Below are 17129 nucleotides of genomic sequence, written 5' to 3'. Positions count from 1 at the left end.
CGCCACGGCCAGCGCCGCTGGCCGTGGGCAATAATGGCGCTTCGTCATATCCCGCAGGAGCCCGCGCATGTCCCTCGTTGCCCTCGATGCCGCCGCCACCGCGGCGCGCCTGCCGTATCCCGAACTGGCGCAAGCCATCGCCGACATGCTGGCCGAGCTGCGCGACGGCACCGCCATGGCGCCGCCGCGCATCGCGCTGCCGGTCGGCGATGCGCAGCTGGGCGCGGGCACGCTGCTAGTGATGCCCGCGCGCAACCGCGAACTGGTGATGACCAAGAACATCACCGTGCATCCCGGCAACCCGCCGCGCGGCCTGCCCAGCATCCTCGGCGAAGTGGTGGTGGCCGACGCGCATACCGGTGCGCGCATCGCCATGCTCGACGGTCCCACCGTGACGGGGCGACGCACCGCGGCGGTGTCGCTGCTGGCGGCGCAGCGCTTTGCCGCGCGCCCTGACGGTGAGCTGCTGATCGTCGGCGCAGGGGTGCAGGCGCTGACGCACCTGGAGGCCTTCGTCGCCGGGCTGGGCGTGCGCCGGCTGTGGCTGCATTCGCGCACGCCCGACAAGGCCGAGGCGCTGGCTGCGCATGCGCGCACGCTGGGGGTGGAAGCGCAGGTGGCCGAGTCGGTCGCGGCGGTATTGCCGCGCGTGTCGATGGTGGTCACGGTGACGTCGAGCCGCAGCCCGGTGCTGCCGGACCTGGACAGCGGCCTCTGGCGCGACCATCACTTCATTGCCGCGGTCGGCGCGTTCCGGCCCGACATGTGCGAGCTGCCGCCGGCGCTGTGCCATGCCGCCGCCGACCACGGCCGCCTGCTGGCCGATACCCTGTTCGGCATCGAGGAGGAGGCCGGCGACCTGCTGCAGGCCGGCATCGACTGGGCCCAGGTGCAGCCGTTCGAGAGCGCGATCCTGCAGGCCGACGCGATCCGCGCGCGCACCGGCAGCCCGCTGGTGTTCAAGAGCGTGGGCTATGCGCTGTGGGACCTGGCCGCGTGCGTGCTTGCCAGCCGCGCATGATCAGCGCCTCTCGGTCGCGACCGCTGTTGCGCGCCCGGCCTATAAAACCGTTTCCACGTGAGGGTTTTTTACGGTGCCCGGCATAAACCGTTGCGTGGATGCCGCGGACGGCGCCGTGGGGAGCCGCGTCCGCCCCTTTTTTTCATGGTTAACCCTCCCTTTAGGGGGCGGCCTCTACGAATCCGTGTCATTGATGAAACAACCCCGCACGGGCTCGCCGGATAATGCACGCGGCAGTTACCGAAAGAGGAGTAAGAGGATTATGAAATCGACCTATAAGAAGATGCTGGCCGCGGGCGCCGTGATGGCGCTGACCGGAGCCGCACACGCGCAGTCCGCGGGCAGCAATATCGTCAGCATGGGCTGGTTCCGCGTGATGCCGAACAGCTCCGCCGATCCGCTGACCGTCGACAGCATTGGCGGCCGCCCGGTTGGCATGACCCGGCCGAATACCGGCGCGGAAATCGAGTCCGCCGACACGCTCGGCCTGGCCTTCACCCACTTCTTTACCGACAACATTTCCGGCGAGATCGTTGCGGGCATTCCGCCCAAGCATGACGTCAAGGGCACCGGCAACTACGCCCAGTACGGCAAGCTCGGCTCGGTCAAGCAGTGGAGTCCGGCGCTGGTGGTCAAGTACCACTTCTTCGATGCCAAGACCAAGTTTCGTCCCTATGTCGGCATCGGCGTGAACTACACCTGGTTCACCGACGAGACCATCACCAACCAGAACTTCGTCAATCGCGAGTTCGCGCCGGGCGCGCGCATGACTGCCAGCGCCAAGCCGTCGTGGAACCCGGTGTTCAATATCGGTGCCAGCTACGCCATCAACGACAACTGGTTCGTCGGGCTGTCGGTGTCCTACGTGCCGATTTCAACCCGGGCATCGTTCACCACCCAGGCGGGTCCGGTGACGATCCAGTCGCACACCAAGATCAAGATCGATCCGGTGGTGACGTACCTGAACGTGGGCTACCGCTTCTGAGCGCGGCACACGGAAGGCTGAACAAAAGGGCGCCCGGGGGCGCCCTTTTTGCTTGGGAGGCGATGGCTCAGGCCACCGACCTGACCGGATAGCCGGCTTCCTCGATGGCCTCGCGCAACGCCTGCGTGTCGGCGCCGCTGTCGACGCGCACGGACTGGGCCGGCACATCCGCGCTGACGCGCGCGGCGGGGTCGACGGCGAGCACGGCACGCGTGATGGCGCCGACGCAGTGGTTGCACGTCATGCCTTCTACCTGGAACTGGATCATGCTGGAACGCTCCTGAACGGGATGGAAACGCGGCATCGGGCCGCGACAGTTTCAGTGTGAACCTTGCCACGATGGGAAGCGCAAGGAGAAATTTCTGGTGTCGACGTGATCTTGGTGGCATCTGTCGCGGGCCTTGACCTTCCAATGATGGTAAGGTCCATGATGCTGACATCGACACTGTGGATGACTCAGAACCATGCCAGATTCCAGCGCTGTGCTCGCTTCCCAACCGGTCCGCACCGATCGTAACCCGCTCGCCGATGCGATGCCCGAGTGGCGGCTGCCGGTCGAAGGCATGACCTGCGCCTCCTGCGTGGGACGCGTCGAAAAAGCCCTGGCCAAGGTGCCGGGCGTGCGCGACGTGGCCGTCAACCTGGCCACCGAGGCCGCCACGCTGCGCGCGGCGTCCGCCGCGGTGCTGCCCGCCGCCGCGCGCGCCGTGGCCGACGCCGGCTACAGCGTGCCCCACGACACCCTCGAACTGGATATCGCCGACATGACCTGCGCCTCCTGCGTGGCGCGGGTCGAAAAGGCGCTGCGCGCCGTGCCCGGCGTGGTCGAAGCCACCGTCAACCTGGCCACCGAGCGCGCCAGCGTGACGCTGCTGCGCGGCGCCACCGATGCCGCGGCGCTGGCGGGCGCGGTCGTGCGCGCCGGCTATGGCGCGACGCCGGCGGCGGATGCAGCGGCTGCGGCAGGCGCCGCGGCCCAGCCTGGCCAGCCGGGGCAGGCCACGCGCCCGGCCTTCTGGGACGGCCCGTGGCCGGTGGCGATCTCGGCGGCGCTGTCGCTGCCGCTGGTGGCGCCGATGGTGCTGGAATGGTTCGGCGTGCACTGGATGCTGCCGGCGTGGGTGCAGTGGCTGCTGGCCACGCCGGTGCAATTCGTGTTCGGCTGGCGCTTCTACAAGGCCGGCTGGAAGGCGGTGCGCGCCGGCGCGGGCAATATGGACCTGCTGGTGGCGCTCGGCACCACGGCCGCCTACGGGCTGTCGCTGTGGCTGATGTGGGGCACGCCGGCCGATGCCATGCCGCACCTGTATTTCGAGAGCGCGGCGGTGGTGATCACGCTGGTGCGCCTGGGCAAATGGCTGGAGACGCGCGCCAAGCGCCAGACCGCCGATGCCATCCGCGCGCTGGCGGCGTTGCGTCCCGATACCGCGCGGGTGCGGCGCGGCGGCGTCGAGCAGAGCGTGCCGCTGTCCGCCGTGACCGTCGGCGATGAAATCGTGGTGCGCCCCGGCGAGCGCATTCCGGTGGACGCGGAGGTGGTCGAAGGCACCAGCCATGCCGATGAATCGATGCTGACCGGCGAAAGCCTGCCCGTGCCCAAGCAGCCCGGCGACCGCATCACCGGCGGCGCCATCAATTTCGAAGGCCTGCTGGTGGCGCGCACCGTGGCGGTGGGCGCCGAGACCGTGCTCGCACGCATCATCCGCATGGTCGAGCACGCGCAGGCGGCCAAGGCGCCGATCCAGCGCCTGGTCGACCGCGTCAGCGCGGTGTTCGTGCCGGTGGTGCTGGTCATCGCGCTGGCGACGGTGCTGGGCTGGGGCCTCTTTGCCGGCGACTGGGAGGCGGCGCTGCTCAATGCCGTGGCGGTGCTGGTGATCGCCTGCCCGTGCGCGCTGGGGCTGGCCACGCCCACCGCGATCATGGCCGGCACCGGCGCCGGCGCGCGCGCCGGCATCCTGATCAAGGACGCCGAGGCGCTGGAAGTGGCGCATCGGGTCGGGGTGGTGGCGTTCGACAAGACCGGCACGCTGACCGTGGGCAAGCCCGAAGTGGTGGCGCTGCACGCGGCCGATCCTGCCGACGCCGATGGCAGCGCGTTGCTGGCGCAGCTGGCCGCGCTGCAGGCCGGCAGCGAGCATCCGCTGGCGAGGGCCGTGCTGGCCGCGGCGCAGGCGCGCGGCATCGCCGTGCCGCAGGCCAGCGGCGTGCAGGCCCTGCCGGGCCGCGGCATTGCCGGCGTGGTCGACGACAAGGCGCTGCAACTGGGCAGCGAGCGCCTGCGCGAGTCGCTGGGCGCGCCGGCCGGCGCGTTGGTCGCGGTGGCGCAGCAACTGCAGGCGGAAGGCCGCACCGTGTCATGGCTGGTGCAGACCACGCCGCCGCGCGTGGCCGGGCTGGTCGCGTTCGGCGATGCCATCAAGCCGGGCGCGTCGGCGGCGATCGCCAGGCTGCGCGCCGCCGGCGTGCGCACCGTGATGCTGACCGGCGACAACGCCGGCGCCGCGGCGCGCGTGGCGCAGGCGCTGGGGCTGGATGACGTGCAGGCCGAAGTGCTGCCCGAAGACAAGGCCGCGCGCGTGCAGGCGCTGGGCCGCGACGGCGCGGTGGTGGCGATGGTGGGCGACGGCATCAACGATGCGCCGGCGCTGGCCGCGGCCGACGTGGGCATTGCCATGTCGACCGGCACCGACGTCGCCATGCACGCCGCCGGCATCACGCTGATGCGCGGCGACCCGGCGCTGGTGGCCGATGCGCTGACGGTCTCGCACCGCACCGTGCGCAAGATCCGCCAGAACCTGTTCTGGGCATTTTTCTATAACGTGGTGGGGATTCCGCTGGCCGCGGCCGGCATGCTCAATCCCGTGGTGGCGGGCGCGGCGATGGCGTTCTCCAGCGTCAGCGTGGTCGGCAATGCGCTGCTGCTGCGCCGCTGGCGCGCCCAGGCCGGCACCGCGTCGGCCGCTTCCACCGCGGCGCAAGGAGGCGAGTGATGAATATCGGCGAAGCAGCACAGGCCTCGGGCGTATCGGCCAAGATGATCCGCCACTATGAATCGATCGGGCTGGTGGCGACGCCGCCGCGCACCGAAGGCGGCTACCGCCGCTATGACGAACGCGCGGTGCATACCTTGCGCTTCGTGCGGCGTGCCCGTAATCTGGGATTTTCGCTCGACGAGATCCGCAACCTGCTGTCGCTGTGGCACGACCGCGACCGCGCCAGCGCCGACGTCAAGGCGCTGACGCTGCGGCACGTGGCCGACCTGGAGCAGCGCATCGCCGAACTGGCGGCGATGCGCGACACGCTGCGCGAACTGGCGCAGCACTGCAGTGGCGACGACCGGCCGGACTGCCCGATCCTGGCCGACATGGCGCAGCCGGAGGCGTCGGCCTGCCACGGCTAGGCGATGGCCAGGCGAGGGTTTAGGCCCCGGTTGTAGCCATGGCAGGGCCGGCGCACGCCGGCACAGCGGACTCCATAACAACAACGATAGCCGGCGCCGCGCCTGGCCCGCGCGCCGGCAGGAGACCTTGCAAATGGAACAGCCGATGACGGACGACCCGGCCCTGGCCGGCGTTGCCAGCACCCCCGCCGCGAGCCCGGCGGGGACCCATGCGCCGGTGCAAAGCCGCCAGCGCATGCGCGACGGCACCGAACTCTTGCTCCGTACCTGGCAACCCGACCCGGCACGCTTTGCCGAACCGCTCGGCTCGGTGCTGCTGGTGCACGGGCTTGCCGAACACGCCGGGCGCTACCAGCATGTCGCCGATCTGCTGTGCGGACTGGGGCTGCGCGTGCGCGCCTTCGACCTGCGCGGCCACGGCGCCAGCGGCGGCGCGCGCATGGTCGCCGACCACCCGGACGCCTACCTGAACGACCTTGCCGAGATCTATGATGCCGCGGTGCCGGGCTGGCACGAGTTGCCGATCCTGCTCGGCCACAGCATGGGCGGGCTGATCGCGGCGCGCTTTGCCACCGCGCGGGTGCGGCCGGTGCGCGCGCTGGTGCTGTCGTCGCCGGCGCTGGCGCTGCGCCTGTCCCGGCCGGCGCTGGCGCTGCACCGCGTGCTGCTGACGCTGGCGCCGCGGCTGCGAGTGCCCAATCCGATCGATGCGCGGCACTTGTCGCATGACCCGGCAGTGGTCGCCGCCTATCGCGCCGATCCGCTGGTGCAGACCACCATCACCGCCGGCGTGCTCGAAGGATTTATCCGCGGCATGGCGCAGGCGCAGGCCGATGCGGCGCTGCTGGAGGCGCCCACGCTGATGCTGGTCGGCGGCGCCGACCGCATCGTGGACCCCGCCGGCAGCCGCACCTTCTTCGACAATGCGCCGCCCGACCTGCGCGAACAGGTCTGGTTCGACCACGGCTACCACGAGATCTTCAATGAAGCGCAGCCGCTGCGCGGCGAAGTGTTCGCGGCGCTGACCGGCTGGCTGCAGCGCCGGCTGGGCAGCCCGCAGCGCTAGGTACGGAACACGGACTCGGCGACACCGAACGCCGCGGCGACGACCGGGTCGTCGCGGCGCGTGGCCAGGCAGACCAAAGTCAGCTCGGTCTGCACCGAGACCCCTTCGACGATCACCAGGCCGTGCGCATGCGACTCGCGCAGCGCAATCGCGTCGCGCACCAGCGACAACCCCACGCCAGAGCGTACCAGGTCGCGCATCGACGCTTCCTGGTCGACATGCGCCACCTTGGGCACGGTGGCCGGATCCACGCCCGCTTGCGCGAAGTGCGCCGACAGCAGCCGGTTGTGCGCCGATTCGGGCGGCGTCCAGATCCATGGCAGCGTCGCCAGCTGCGCCCACGAGCGCAGCGCGGTGCGCTCCTTCCAGCCCTTGGGCGCGACCACGTAATACGAGAACGGTGTCAGCGTCAGCGCATGGAAGCCGGCCTCGGACGGCTGCCCCAGGTAGAAGCCCACATCGAGCGCGCCGCTGCGTACCTGCTGCAGCACCCAGCCCGACATGCCGTGGCGCAGCTCCGTGCCGATCTGCGGATGGCGCTCGACCAGCGTGCGCAGCATCGGGCCCAGCCGCGTGAATTCCGGATCGAGAATGGTGCCGATCGCCAGCCGCCCGCGCACGGTGTGATGCATGGCGTTAACGGTGTGCTGCAGGTCGCCCACACCATCGAGGATGCGTTCGGCCAGCGGCAGCAGCGCGGCGCCATCGGCGGTCAGCGTCAGGCCTGCCGCGGTGCGCTCGAACAGCCGGATGCGCCAGGCCGCCTGCAGCGCCTTCAGCTGCAGGCTGACCGCGGGCTGGGTCAGGTGCAGGCGCTGCGCGGCGCGGGTCAGGTTGCCTTCGCGCGCGACGGCAACAAAGGCGCGCAGGTGGTGGAGGTCCAAGGGAGCGGCGGAACGGTGAGGTGTGGTGCGGCGCAATATTTTGCGCGGCTTATATTGCGATTGACGATAAATCATTGGACGGGGCCGCGCAACTGCACCAAGCTTGCGCTCAACCATGGCCCGAAGTCTTGTGCCGCACGCCATACGTGCCACGGCGTGCTGTGGCCGGTGCGCGGCGCAGCGTGGCAGCGTCTTCACCAGACGCAAAGATCGACGGGACTGACCTTGGCGGCAGATTCGCCCCAGGGATCCAGCATTCAGGAGCGGAAGTGGAAGACATCCTTGCAGAGGCCAGCGCAGTGCAGGCCACCATCGGCCATAGCATCGCGGGCCGGCAGACACGCGGCGCCTCGCAGCGCCTGGCCGACGTATTCAACCCCGCCACCGGCGAAGTCGCCGCACGCGTCGCGCTGGGCACCGCGCAGGATGTCGCCGATGCCGTCGCCGCCGCCCAAGCCGCGTTCCCGGCCTGGGCCGACACCCCGCCACTGCGCCGCGCGCGCATCCTGTTCAAGTTCAAGGAACTGCTGGACCAGCACCACGACGACCTCGCCGCGCTGATCACGCGCGAACACGGCAAGGTGTTCTCGGATGCCAAGGGCGAAGTCACGCGCGGCATCGAGGTGGTGGAGTTCGCCTGCGGCATCCCCAACTTGCTCAAGACCGATTTCACCGACAACATCGGCGGCGGCATCGACAACTGGAACCTGCGCCAGCCGCTGGGCGTGGTGGCCGGCATCACGCCGTTCAACTTTCCGGTGATGGTGCCGATGTGGATGTTCCCGGTGGCGCTGGCGTGCGGCAATACCTTCGTGCTCAAGCCGTCCGAGCGCGATCCGTCGCCGAGCCTGCTGATCGCCGATCTGCTGCGCCAGGCCGGCCTGCCCGACGGCGTGTTCAACGTGGTGCAGGGCGACAAGGAAGCGGTCGACGCGCTGCTCGCGCATCCGGACGTGCAGGCGCTGTCGTTCGTCGGCTCGACCCCGATTGCCGAATACATCTATACCGAAGGGACGAAGCACGGCAAGCGCGTGCAGGCGCTGGGCGGCGCCAAGAACCACCTGGTGGTGATGCCCGATGCGGACCTGGACCAGGCCGTCGACGCGCTGATCGGCGCGGCCTACGGTTCGGCCGGCGAGCGCTGCATGGCGATCTCGGTGGCCGTGGCGGTCGGCGACGTGGCCGACAAGCTGGTGCCGCGCCTGGCCGAACGCGCCCGCGCGCTGAAGATCCGCAACGGCATGGAGGCCGATGCCGAGATGGGCCCGCTGGTGACCGGCGCGCACAAGGCCAAGGTCGAAGGCTATATCGCCAAGGGCGTGGCCGAGGGCGCGACGCTGGTGGCCGATGGCCGCGGCCACCAGGTCGATGGCCACGAGAACGGCTTCTATGTCGGCGGCACGCTGTTCGACCATGTGACGCCGGAGATGACGATCTACAAGGAAGAGATCTTCGGCCCGGTGCTCTCGGTGGTGCGCGTGCACGACTTTGCCGGGGCGGTGGCGCTGATCAACGCGCACGAGTACGGCAACGGCGTGTCGTGCTACACCAGCGACGGCGGCATCGCGCGCGCGTTTGCGCGGCAGATCCAGGTGGGCATGGTCGGCATCAACGTGCCGATCCCGGTGCCGATGGCATGGCATTCGTTCGGCGGCTGGAAGCGCTCGCTGTTCGGCGACCACCATGCCTATGGCGAAGAGGGCGTGCGCTTCTACACGCGCTACAAGAGCGTGATGCAGCGCTGGCCGGACTCGATCGCCAAGGGCGCCGAGTTCACCATGCCGGTGGCGAAATAAACCCCGACCATTACTACAACAGGGCGCCATGGAGACATTCGACTACATCATCGTGGGGGCCGGTTCGGCCGGCTGTGTCCTGGCGAACCGGCTGACGCAGGACCCGGACGTCAACGTGCTGCTGCTGGAAGCCGGCGGCAAGGACGATTACCACTGGATCCACATCCCGGTGGGCTACCTCTACTGTATCGGCAACCCGCGCACCGACTGGCTCTATCGCACCGAAGCCGAAGCGGGGCTGAACGGGCGCTCGCTGGGCTATCCGCGCGGGCGCGTGCTGGGCGGCTGCTCGTCGATCAACGGCATGATCTATATGCGCGGCCAGCGCGAGGACTATGACGAATGGGCGCGGCTGACCGGCGATGACGGCTGGCGCTGGGACAACGTGCTGCCGCTATTCAAGCGCAGCGAAGACCATCACCGCGGCCCGAGCGAATTCCACGGCGCCGGCGGTGAATGGCGGGTGGAAGGGCAGCGGCTGCGCTGGGACATCCTCGAGCGCTTTGCCGACGCCGCCGAGCAGGCGGGCATTCCGCGCACCGACGACTTCAACCGCGGCGACAATTTCGGCGTCGGCTACTTCGAAGTGAACCAGCGCCGCGGCATCCGCTGGAATACCGCCAAGGCATTCCTGCGGCGTGCCTCGGAGCGGCCCAACCTGACCATCGTCACCGGCGCGCAAGTGAGCGGGCTGAGCTTCGACGGGCGCCGCTGCACCGGCGTCAACTATCTTGGCGGCGGCCGCGCGCATACGGCCGGCGCCACGCTCGAGGTGATCCTGGCCGCCGGCGCGGTCAACACGCCGCAATTGCTCGAGCTGTCCGGCATCGGGCAGGCCGAACGGCTGCAGGCGCTGGGCATTCCGGTGCGCCACGCGCTGCCTGGCGTGGGCGAAAACCTGCAGGACCACCTGCAGCTGCGCAGCGTGGTCAAGGTCAACGGCGTGCGCACGCTGAACACGCGCGCGGCCAGCCTGTGGGGCAAGTTCTGCATCGGCGTGCAGTATGCCTTCAACCAGAGCGGGCCGATGAGCATGGCGCCATCGCAGCTGGGCGCGTTCGCGCGCTCGGATCCGTCGCAGGCGCGGCCGAACATCGAGTACCACGTGCAGCCGCTGTCGCTGGACAAGTTCGGCGATCCGCTCCATGCCTTCAACGCCTTTACCGCCAGCGCCTGCAACCTGCGCCCGACCTCGCGCGGCAGCGTGCATGCCGGCAGCGCGGATTTCCGCCAGGCGCCGGTGATCGCGCCCAACTACCTGTCGACCGACGAGGACCGCAAGGTTGCCGCCGATTCGATCCGGCTTACGCGCCGCATCGTCGCATCGCCGGCGCTGGCGCCGTACCGGCCCGAGGAATGGCTGCCGGGGCCGGCCTTCCAGAGCGACGAGGAACTGGCCGAGGCCGCCGGCAATATCGGCACCACGATCTTCCATCCGGTCGGCACCTGCAAGATGGGCCGCGCCGACGATCCCATGGCGGTGGTCGACCATCGGCTACGCGTGCTGGGGGTGCAGGGGTTGCGGGTGGTCGATGCCTCGGTGATGCCGCTGATCACGTCGGGCAATACCAACTCGCCGACCATCATGATCGCCGAGCGCGCCAGCGACATGATCCGCGAAGACCGCAGGCAGCACGCCCTGGCGACCGAAGTGGCCAATCCCGAAGAGGCGCCGGAGCAGGCGCCGGCCGAAGCCAGACCCGTGCCGGTGACAGCGGCCACAAGCGCTTGAAGCGCCACGCCACATGACCACCGGCGGGGCGGTGATCGTGTGGCCTTTGCGACGCTTGTGCGGTCGCAAAAAAACTGACACTTGGTTCATGTTTCATAGTGCAAACCCCGATGTTTTGCGATGCAACAGGCGCACACAATAGACGCCTCACAGGGTGCTTCGGCCGCACATACCATGCCGCCGTAGTGACCCCCGCGGGAGCCGCCCCGCACAGATAAAAATCGCAGGCGTGGCCGGCAACCACGGCGAGCCTGACGGAACAAGCGGCAGTAAGGGCCTACAAGGCCGGTTCGGACCATTGTCAGTGCCGGGCATCACCCCGGCAGTTCAGCAAGAGGGCGGGCAGGAGACATGAACCAGCAGGAAACCATCCTGGAAACGCGGAACCTCACCAAGGAGTTCAAGGGGTTCACGGCGGTGAGCGACGTCAACCTGCGGGTGCGCCGCGGCTCGATCCATGCTTTGATCGGCCCCAACGGCGCGGGCAAGACCACTTGCTTCAACCTGCTCACCAAGTTCCTGGAGCCGACCACCGGCACCATCCATTTCAACGGCATCGACATCACGCGGGAAAAGCCGGCGCAGATCGCGCGGCGCGGCGTGATCCGCTCGTTCCAGATCTCGGCGGTGTTCCCGCACCTGACGGTGATGGAGAACGTGCGCATCGGGCTGCAGCGGCAACTGGGTACCGCGTACCAGTTCTGGCGCAGCGAGCGCTCGCTCGATGTGCTCAACGACCGCGCCATGGAACTGCTCGAGCAGGTCGGCCTGACCGAGTTCGCGCACACGCTCACGGTGAACCTGCCGTACGGGCGCAAGCGCGCGCTGGAAATCGCCACCACGCTGGCGATGGAGCCCGAGCTGATGCTGCTCGACGAACCCACGCAGGGCATGGGCCACGAGGACGTGGACCGCGTCACGCAGCTGATCAAGCAGGTCTCGGCGGGGCGCACCATCCTGATGGTGGAGCACAACATGAGCGTGGTCTCGTCGATCGCCGACAAGATCACGGTGCTGCAGCGTGGCGCGGTGCTGGCCGAAGGCCCGTATGCGGAAGTGTCGAAGGACCCGCGCGTGATGGAAGCCTACATGGGCACCGCCGACGCGGAACTGCAGGGCGCGCACTAAGCGCCGGGATGACGACACATGAGCACAGCCAATACTCCCGCCCTGGACATCAAGGGCCTGCACGCCTGGTACGGCGAATCGCACATCCTGCACGGCGTCGACCTGACCGTGAACCGCGGCGAAGTTGTCACGCTGCTGGGCCGCAACGGCGCCGGGCGCACCACCACGCTGCGCGCGATCATGGGCCTGACCGGCGCGCGCAAGGGTTCGATCAAGGTTGACGGCCACGAGACCATCGGCCTGCCCACGCACAAGATCGCGCACTACGGCATCGGCTATTGCCCGGAAGAGCGCGCCATCTTTTCCAGCCTCTCATGCGAAGAGAACCTGATGCTGCCGCCGCAGCTGAAGGGCAAGGATTCGGGCATGAGCGAGGCCGACATCTACGAGATGTTTCCGAACCTGAAGGAGCGCCGCCAGAGCCAGGGCACGCGCCTGTCGGGCGGCGAGCAGCAGATGCTGGCGGTCGGGCGCATCCTGCGCACCGGCGCCAACCTGCTGCTGCTCGACGAGATCTCGGAAGGGTTGGCACCGGTGATCGTGCAGGCGCTCGCGCGCATGATCCGGATGCTCAAGCAGAAGGGGTACACGGTGGTGATGGTGGAGCAGAACTTCCGCTTCGCCGCGCCGCTGGCGGACCGCTTCTACGTGATGGAGCACGGCACCATCGTCGAACGCTTCGCGGCCAGCGAGCTGCAGGCCAAGATGCCGGTGTTGCATGAATTGCTCGGGGTCTGATCCGCGCAATGCGGGTCGATGGTTGCTTGTTGGCAGGAACGGGTGGCGCGCACGCCGCCGCAAATCAGGAGACAGGGAAATGAAAAAGACTCGGCTCGCGGCCGCGATGGCGGCCATTGCCATGGGTGCGGTGTCGTTCGGCGCTGCCGCACAGGTATCGGGCGACACCGTCAAGATCGGCTATATCACCGACATGTCGGGCCTGTATGCCGATATCGACGGCCCCGGCGGCCTCGAGGCCATCAAGATGGCGATCGAGGATCGCGGCGGCAAGGTGCTGGGCAAGCCCATCGAGATCGTCTCGGCGGACCACCAGAACAAGGCTGACATCGCCGCCTCGAAGGCGCGCGAATGGATGGACCAGCAGGGCCTGGACATGCTGCTGGGCGGCACCAACTCCGGCACCGCGCTGGCGATGAACAAGGTGGCTTCGGAGAAGAAGCGCGTCTATATCAACATCGGCGCCGGCACCGCGCGCCTGACCAACGAAGAGTGCTCGCCTTACACGGTGCACTACGCCTATGACACGGTGGCGCTGGCCAAGGGCACCGGCAGCGCGGTGGTGAAGCAGGGCGGCAAGTCGTGGTTCTTCCTGACCGCCGACTACGCCTTCGGCCACTCGCTCGAAAGCGACACCGCAGCGGTGGTCAAGGCCAACGGCGGCACGGTGGCGGGGCAGGTGCGCCATCCGCTGTCGGCGTCTGACTTTTCGTCGTTCCTGCTGCAGGCGCAAGCGTCCAAGGCGCAGATCCTGGGCCTGGCCAACGCCGGCGGCGACACCATCAATTCGATCAAGGCGGCCAAGGAATTCGGCATCACCAAGTCGATGAAGATCGCCGGCCTGCTGATGTTCATCAACGATGTGCACAGCCTGGGGCTGAAGAACACCGAAGGCCTGCTGATGACCGACAGCTGGTACTGGGACATGAACGACGACACCCGCAAGTTCGCCAACCGCTTCTTCGGCAAGATGAAGAAGATGCCGAGCAGCCTGCAGGCCGCGGACTACTCGGCCGCCAGCACCTACCTGAAGGCCGTCGAAGCCGCCAAGACCGACGATCCGGACAAGGTCATGGCCGAGCTGAAGAAGATGAAGATCAACGACTTCTACACCAAGGGCTATATCCGCCAGGACGGCCGTGGCATCCACGACATGTACCTGATGCAGGTAAAGACCGCGGCCGAGTCGAAGAAGCCGTGGGATTACCTGAAGGTGGTCGCGACCATCCCCGGCGAGCAGGCCTTCACCACGGTGGCCGAGTCGAAGTGCGCCATGTTGAAGAAGTAAGAGCCGTCGGCACTGCGACGGTTTGCTCCCCTCTCCCGCTTGCGGGAGAGGGGCAGGGGGAGAGGGCAGGTGTTGGCAGGAGCGCGGCACAACCGGACTTCTGGCAGCGGACCTGAGACCCGCATGCGCGGGTTTTAAAGCCGGCAGCCTCTTGCGCGCCGGCCCTTTCCCCCAACCCCTGTCCCGCTCGCGGGAGAGGGGAGACATCATCCGCAATTGACGCTCATGGACATCTTCGGAATCCCCCTGCCGGCCATGCTTTCCCAGCTCTTGCTGGGCCTGGTCAACGGCGCCTTCTATGCGATGCTGAGCCTGGGCCTGGCGGTGATCTTCGGCCTGCTCAACGTCATCAACTTCGCGCACGGCGCGCTCTTCATGCTGGGCGCGGTGCTGGCCTGGATGGGCATGGAGTACGCCGGGCTGAACTACTGGCTCATGCTGCTGCTGTCGCCGCTGGTCGTTGCCGTGCTGGGCGTGGTGATCGAGAAGACCATGCTGCGCTGGATCTACAAGCTCGATCATATCTACGGCCTGCTGCTGACGCTGGGCATCACGCTGGTGATCGAGGGGATCTTCCGCTCGGTCTACGGCGTCTCGGGCCTGCCTTACCAGACTCCGGACGCGCTGCAGGGCGCGACTGACCTGGGCTTCATGATCCTGCCGAACTACCGCGCCTGGGTCGTGGTGGCGTCGCTGGTAGTGTGCTTTGCCACCTGGTACGTGATCGAGAAGACCAAACTCGGCGCCTACCTGCGCGCCGGCACCGAGAACCCCAAGATGGTCGAGGCCTTCGGCGTCAACGTGCCGCTGATGGTGACGCTGACCTACGGCTTCGGCGTGGCGCTGGCCGCGTTTGCCGGCGTGCTGGCCGCGCCGGTGATCCAGATTTCGCCGCTGATGGGGCAGAACCTGATCATCGTCGTGTTCGCGGTGGTGGTGATCGGCGGCATGGGTTCGATCATGGGCTCGATCCTGACCGGCCTCGGGCTGGGCGTGATCGAAGGCATGACCAAAGTGTTCTATCCGGAAGCATCGGCGACCGTGGTGTTCTTCATCATGGTGATCGTGCTGCTGCTGCGTCCGGCCGGGCTGTTCGGCAAGGAGAAGTGATGAGCGCACCGTCCACATCATCGACGCCAGCCACCGTGGCGGCCAATGCAGGCAAGGCAGGAAAGGGACAAGGCGTGCAGAAGACACTGTTGTACGGATTGCTGCTGCTGGCACTGCTGGTGGCGCCGCTGGCCGGGGCGTATCCGGTGTTCGTGCTCAAGGTGCTGTGCTTCGCGCTGTTTGCGTGCGCCTTTAACCTGCTGATCGGCTATACCGGGCTGCTGTCGTTCGGCCATGCGGCCTTTTTCGGCGGCGCCGGCTACGCCGCCGGCCACGCGATGAAAGTCTGGGGCGTGACGCCGGAGATTGGCCTGATCCTGGGCACCGGCACGGGCGCGCTGATCGGCTACGTGGTGGGCTCGCTGGCGATCCGGCGCCAGGGCATCTATTTCTCGATGATCACGCTGGCGCTGGCGCAGATGCTGTTCTTCATCTGCCTGCAGGCGCCGTTCACCGGCGGCGAGGACGGGCTGCAGGGCATTCCGCGCGGCAAGCTGTTCGGCGTGCTGTCGTTGTCGGATGACCTGACGCTGTACTACGTGGCGCTGGTGATCATCGTCGCGGCGTTCGCGCTGATCGTGCGCACGGTGCATTCGCCGTTCGGCCAGATCCTGAAGGCGATCAAGGAGAACGAGCCGCGCGCGGTGTCGCTGGGCTATGACGTCGACCGCTTCAAGCTGACCGCGTTCGTGCTGTCGGCGGCGCTGTCGGGGCTGGCCGGTTCGATCAAGGCGCTGGTGCTGGGCTTCGAGACCCTGACCGACGTGCACTGGTCGATGTCGGGCTCGGTGATCCTGATGACGCTGGTCGGTGGCCTGGGCACGCTGTCGGGCCCGATCGTTGGCGCCTTCGTGATCGTCGCGCTGGAGAACAAGCTGGGCGACATCGGCAACTTCCTGGCGTCGGTGACCGGCATCTCGTGGTTCGGCACGCTGGGCGAGTCGGTGACGATGGTGACCGGGGTGATCTTCGTGATCTGCGTGCTGACCTTCCGCCGTGGCATCATGGGCGAATTGCTGGCGCGCTTCGGCGGCCACGCCGGGCGCAAGGAGTGACCGCGGGTCGACATGCCCGATTCTGGGGCTAGGGTTTTTTCTAGCTTGTCCTCGATGCACCGCTTCGTTACATTCCATATACGGTTTTCGCAGGTTAAATGGAGGCGGAAGCGAGGAGACGACAGGCGCGCACCCGGTGTCGGGTAGCAGCGTTATAAATAAAGGGCGTTGCCGGGTGATCCTCGGCAACGCTTTTTTCATTGGGCCTTCCACCCGCTTCGTGATGCTTTCGCCCCATTTTGGGGCGCTCATGCCGCATCGGCATCACCTCGGCACCTCACGCATGCGACAATGCGGGCGCTCCTTGCTGCCCGCTCATGTCCGCTACCGTTCCCCCTGATCCATCCCAAACTGTCCCGCATGTGGGCGGCCGTGGCGCGCCGCAGGTCTGGGTACGCCTGGGGCAGGGCGCCGACGCCGCCCTGGTGTCGGACTGGCTGGACCGGATCCAGCCCTTGCCCGTGCCCGACGCGCGCGCGCGGCAGTTGATGCTGGGTGAACTGCTGGCCCAGTCCGGGCGCGGCATCTGCATGCTGGCCAGCGACGCGCCGGACGGCGGCTTGCTTGCCTGCCTCCCCGTGGCCCTTCTGCCCAGCCTCGAGCTGGCAGGCCTTGCGGCCTGCGCCAGCGAATGGTGGGTACGGCCGGAGCTCGACGCGGCCACCCGCCGCGCCTGCCTGGAAGCCTGCTGCGCCACGCTGGCCGAGTGGGGCCGCGCCCACGGCATCCGCCATGCGCTGCTGGCGCCGGGACTGGTGGCCGGCCACGGCGGCGCGCCGCCCGGCTTCGGCCTGCACGGCAACGGCATGTGGCACCGCAGCCTGGTGCCGGCGGCCAAGGTACTGGGCTGACCTGAACTGCCGGCTGCGCGCCGGCACCCCGGACTGTCCTGCTTTTTCTCTCACCTCGTTCCCTTTTCGCTT

The 17129-nt window shown here is 68.1% G+C and carries 15 protein-coding genes; 13 read left to right on the top strand and 2 right to left on the bottom strand.

The features are described from left to right. Window positions 1-67: 67 nt before the first annotated feature. Together ACEI37_RS27045 and ACEI37_RS27040 are read left to right on the top strand one after the other, a co-directional pair. The gene (locus ACEI37_RS27045; protein ID WP_373378842.1) at window positions 68-1021 is read left to right on the top strand and encodes a delta(1)-pyrroline-2-carboxylate reductase family protein; all 954 of its coding nucleotides are present in this window, start codon (window positions 68-70) and stop codon (window positions 1019-1021) included. A 262-nt stretch (window positions 1022-1283) separates the two neighbouring features. Beyond that, window positions 1284-2006, top strand: coding sequence for an OmpW family protein (locus ACEI37_RS27040; protein ID WP_373378841.1), 723 nt, complete (start codon window positions 1284-1286; stop codon window positions 2004-2006). A gap of 67 nt (window positions 2007-2073) precedes the next feature. Here ACEI37_RS27040 and ACEI37_RS27035 read toward each other — a convergent pair whose 3' ends face one another. Continuing rightward, complete coding sequence (locus tag ACEI37_RS27035; RefSeq protein ID WP_112775950.1) at window positions 2074-2274, bottom strand: heavy-metal-associated domain-containing protein; 201 nt, start codon at window positions 2272-2274, stop codon at window positions 2074-2076. A gap of 196 nt (window positions 2275-2470) precedes the next feature. Between ACEI37_RS27035 and ACEI37_RS27030 the strand changes: the two genes are divergently transcribed. The 3 genes from ACEI37_RS27030 (at window position 2471) to ACEI37_RS27020 (ending at window position 6475) form a co-directional block, all read left to right on the top strand. After that, window positions 2471-4999: a heavy metal translocating P-type ATPase gene (locus tag ACEI37_RS27030; protein ID WP_373378840.1), complete on the top strand. Its 2529-nt coding sequence runs from the start codon at window positions 2471-2473 to the stop codon at window positions 4997-4999. Beyond that, complete coding sequence (gene cueR, locus ACEI37_RS27025) at window positions 4999-5409, top strand: Cu(I)-responsive transcriptional regulator (RefSeq protein WP_240073112.1); 411 nt, start codon at window positions 4999-5001, stop codon at window positions 5407-5409. The genes ACEI37_RS27030 and cueR overlap by 1 nt, the downstream gene beginning before the upstream one ends. A 133-nt stretch (window positions 5410-5542) precedes the next feature. Continuing rightward, window positions 5543-6475, top strand: a complete 933-nt coding sequence (locus tag ACEI37_RS27020) for a lysophospholipase (protein ID WP_373378839.1) — start codon at window positions 5543-5545, stop codon at window positions 6473-6475. On the opposite strand, the gene ACEI37_RS27015 is transcribed toward ACEI37_RS27020, so the two are convergent. Beyond that, complete coding sequence (locus ACEI37_RS27015; protein ID WP_373378838.1) at window positions 6472-7359, bottom strand: LysR family transcriptional regulator; 888 nt, start codon at window positions 7357-7359, stop codon at window positions 6472-6474. The two genes, ACEI37_RS27020 and ACEI37_RS27015, sit on opposite strands and share 4 nt — an antisense overlap. Window positions 7360-7658: 299 nt before the next feature. Here ACEI37_RS27015 and ACEI37_RS27010 point away from each other — a divergent pair, with 299 nt between their 5' ends. The 8 genes from ACEI37_RS27010 to ACEI37_RS26975 all read left to right on the top strand — a co-directional run bounded on the left by ACEI37_RS27010 (window position 7659) and on the right by ACEI37_RS26975 (window position 17057). Then, a complete protein-coding gene (locus ACEI37_RS27010) occupies window positions 7659-9155 on the top strand; it encodes a CoA-acylating methylmalonate-semialdehyde dehydrogenase (protein WP_373380324.1) in 1497 nt (498 codons plus the stop codon). Window positions 9156-9183: 28 nt separating this feature from the next. After that, window positions 9184-10887, top strand: a complete 1704-nt coding sequence (locus tag ACEI37_RS27005; protein ID WP_373378837.1) for a GMC family oxidoreductase — start codon at window positions 9184-9186, stop codon at window positions 10885-10887. A gap of 351 nt (window positions 10888-11238) precedes the next feature. Continuing rightward, window positions 11239-12015, top strand: a complete 777-nt coding sequence (locus tag ACEI37_RS27000; RefSeq protein WP_373378836.1) for an ABC transporter ATP-binding protein — start codon at window positions 11239-11241, stop codon at window positions 12013-12015. A gap of 18 nt (window positions 12016-12033) precedes the next feature. After that, a complete protein-coding gene (locus ACEI37_RS26995; protein ID WP_373378835.1) occupies window positions 12034-12753 on the top strand; it encodes an ABC transporter ATP-binding protein in 720 nt (239 codons plus the stop codon). Window positions 12754-12832: 79 nt separating this feature from the next. Next, a complete protein-coding gene (locus ACEI37_RS26990; RefSeq protein WP_062795875.1) occupies window positions 12833-14041 on the top strand; it encodes an ABC transporter substrate-binding protein in 1209 nt (402 codons plus the stop codon). A gap of 225 nt (window positions 14042-14266) precedes the next feature. Beyond that, window positions 14267-15151: a branched-chain amino acid ABC transporter permease gene (locus tag ACEI37_RS26985; protein ID WP_373378834.1), complete on the top strand. Its 885-nt coding sequence runs from the start codon at window positions 14267-14269 to the stop codon at window positions 15149-15151. Continuing rightward, window positions 15151-16206, top strand: coding sequence for a branched-chain amino acid ABC transporter permease (locus tag ACEI37_RS26980; RefSeq protein WP_373378833.1), 1056 nt, complete (start codon window positions 15151-15153; stop codon window positions 16204-16206). The genes ACEI37_RS26985 and ACEI37_RS26980 overlap by 1 nt, the downstream gene beginning before the upstream one ends. 317 nt (window positions 16207-16523) lie before the next feature. Next, window positions 16524-17057, top strand: a complete 534-nt coding sequence (locus ACEI37_RS26975; protein ID WP_373378832.1) for a hypothetical protein — start codon at window positions 16524-16526, stop codon at window positions 17055-17057. Window positions 17058-17129: the final 72 nt, after the last annotated feature.

It is taken from the genome of Cupriavidus nantongensis (assembly GCF_041726985.1).
GTDB classification, from domain to species: Bacteria; Pseudomonadota; Gammaproteobacteria; order Burkholderiales; family Burkholderiaceae; genus Cupriavidus; species Cupriavidus nantongensis_A.
The sequence above is the reverse complement of the archived record's forward strand: the minus strand, read 5'-3'. Positions and strand labels throughout refer to the sequence as shown.

Coding starts and splice junctions, on each gene's coding strand:
- ACEI37_RS27045 (WP_373378842.1), top strand. CDS start 68: ATGTCCCTCGTTGCCCTCGATGCCGCCGCCACCGCGGCGCGCCTGCCG.
- ACEI37_RS27040 (WP_373378841.1), top strand. CDS start 1,284: ATGAAATCGACCTATAAGAAGATGCTGGCCGCGGGCGCCGTGATGGCG.
- ACEI37_RS27035 (WP_112775950.1), bottom strand. CDS start 2,274: ATGATCCAGTTCCAGGTAGAAGGCATGACGTGCAACCACTGCGTCGGC.
- ACEI37_RS27030 (WP_373378840.1), top strand. CDS start 2,471: ATGCCAGATTCCAGCGCTGTGCTCGCTTCCCAACCGGTCCGCACCGAT.
- cueR (WP_240073112.1), top strand. CDS start 4,999: ATGAATATCGGCGAAGCAGCACAGGCCTCGGGCGTATCGGCCAAGATG.
- ACEI37_RS27020 (WP_373378839.1), top strand. CDS start 5,543: ATGGAACAGCCGATGACGGACGACCCGGCCCTGGCCGGCGTTGCCAGC.
- ACEI37_RS27005 (WP_373378837.1), top strand. CDS start 9,184: ATGGAGACATTCGACTACATCATCGTGGGGGCCGGTTCGGCCGGCTGT.
- ACEI37_RS27000 (WP_373378836.1), top strand. CDS start 11,239: ATGAACCAGCAGGAAACCATCCTGGAAACGCGGAACCTCACCAAGGAG.
- ACEI37_RS26995 (WP_373378835.1), top strand. CDS start 12,034: ATGAGCACAGCCAATACTCCCGCCCTGGACATCAAGGGCCTGCACGCC.
- ACEI37_RS26990 (WP_062795875.1), top strand. CDS start 12,833: ATGAAAAAGACTCGGCTCGCGGCCGCGATGGCGGCCATTGCCATGGGT.
- ACEI37_RS26985 (WP_373378834.1), top strand. CDS start 14,267: ATGGACATCTTCGGAATCCCCCTGCCGGCCATGCTTTCCCAGCTCTTG.
- ACEI37_RS26980 (WP_373378833.1), top strand. CDS start 15,151: ATGAGCGCACCGTCCACATCATCGACGCCAGCCACCGTGGCGGCCAAT.
- ACEI37_RS26975 (WP_373378832.1), top strand. CDS start 16,524: ATGTCCGCTACCGTTCCCCCTGATCCATCCCAAACTGTCCCGCATGTG.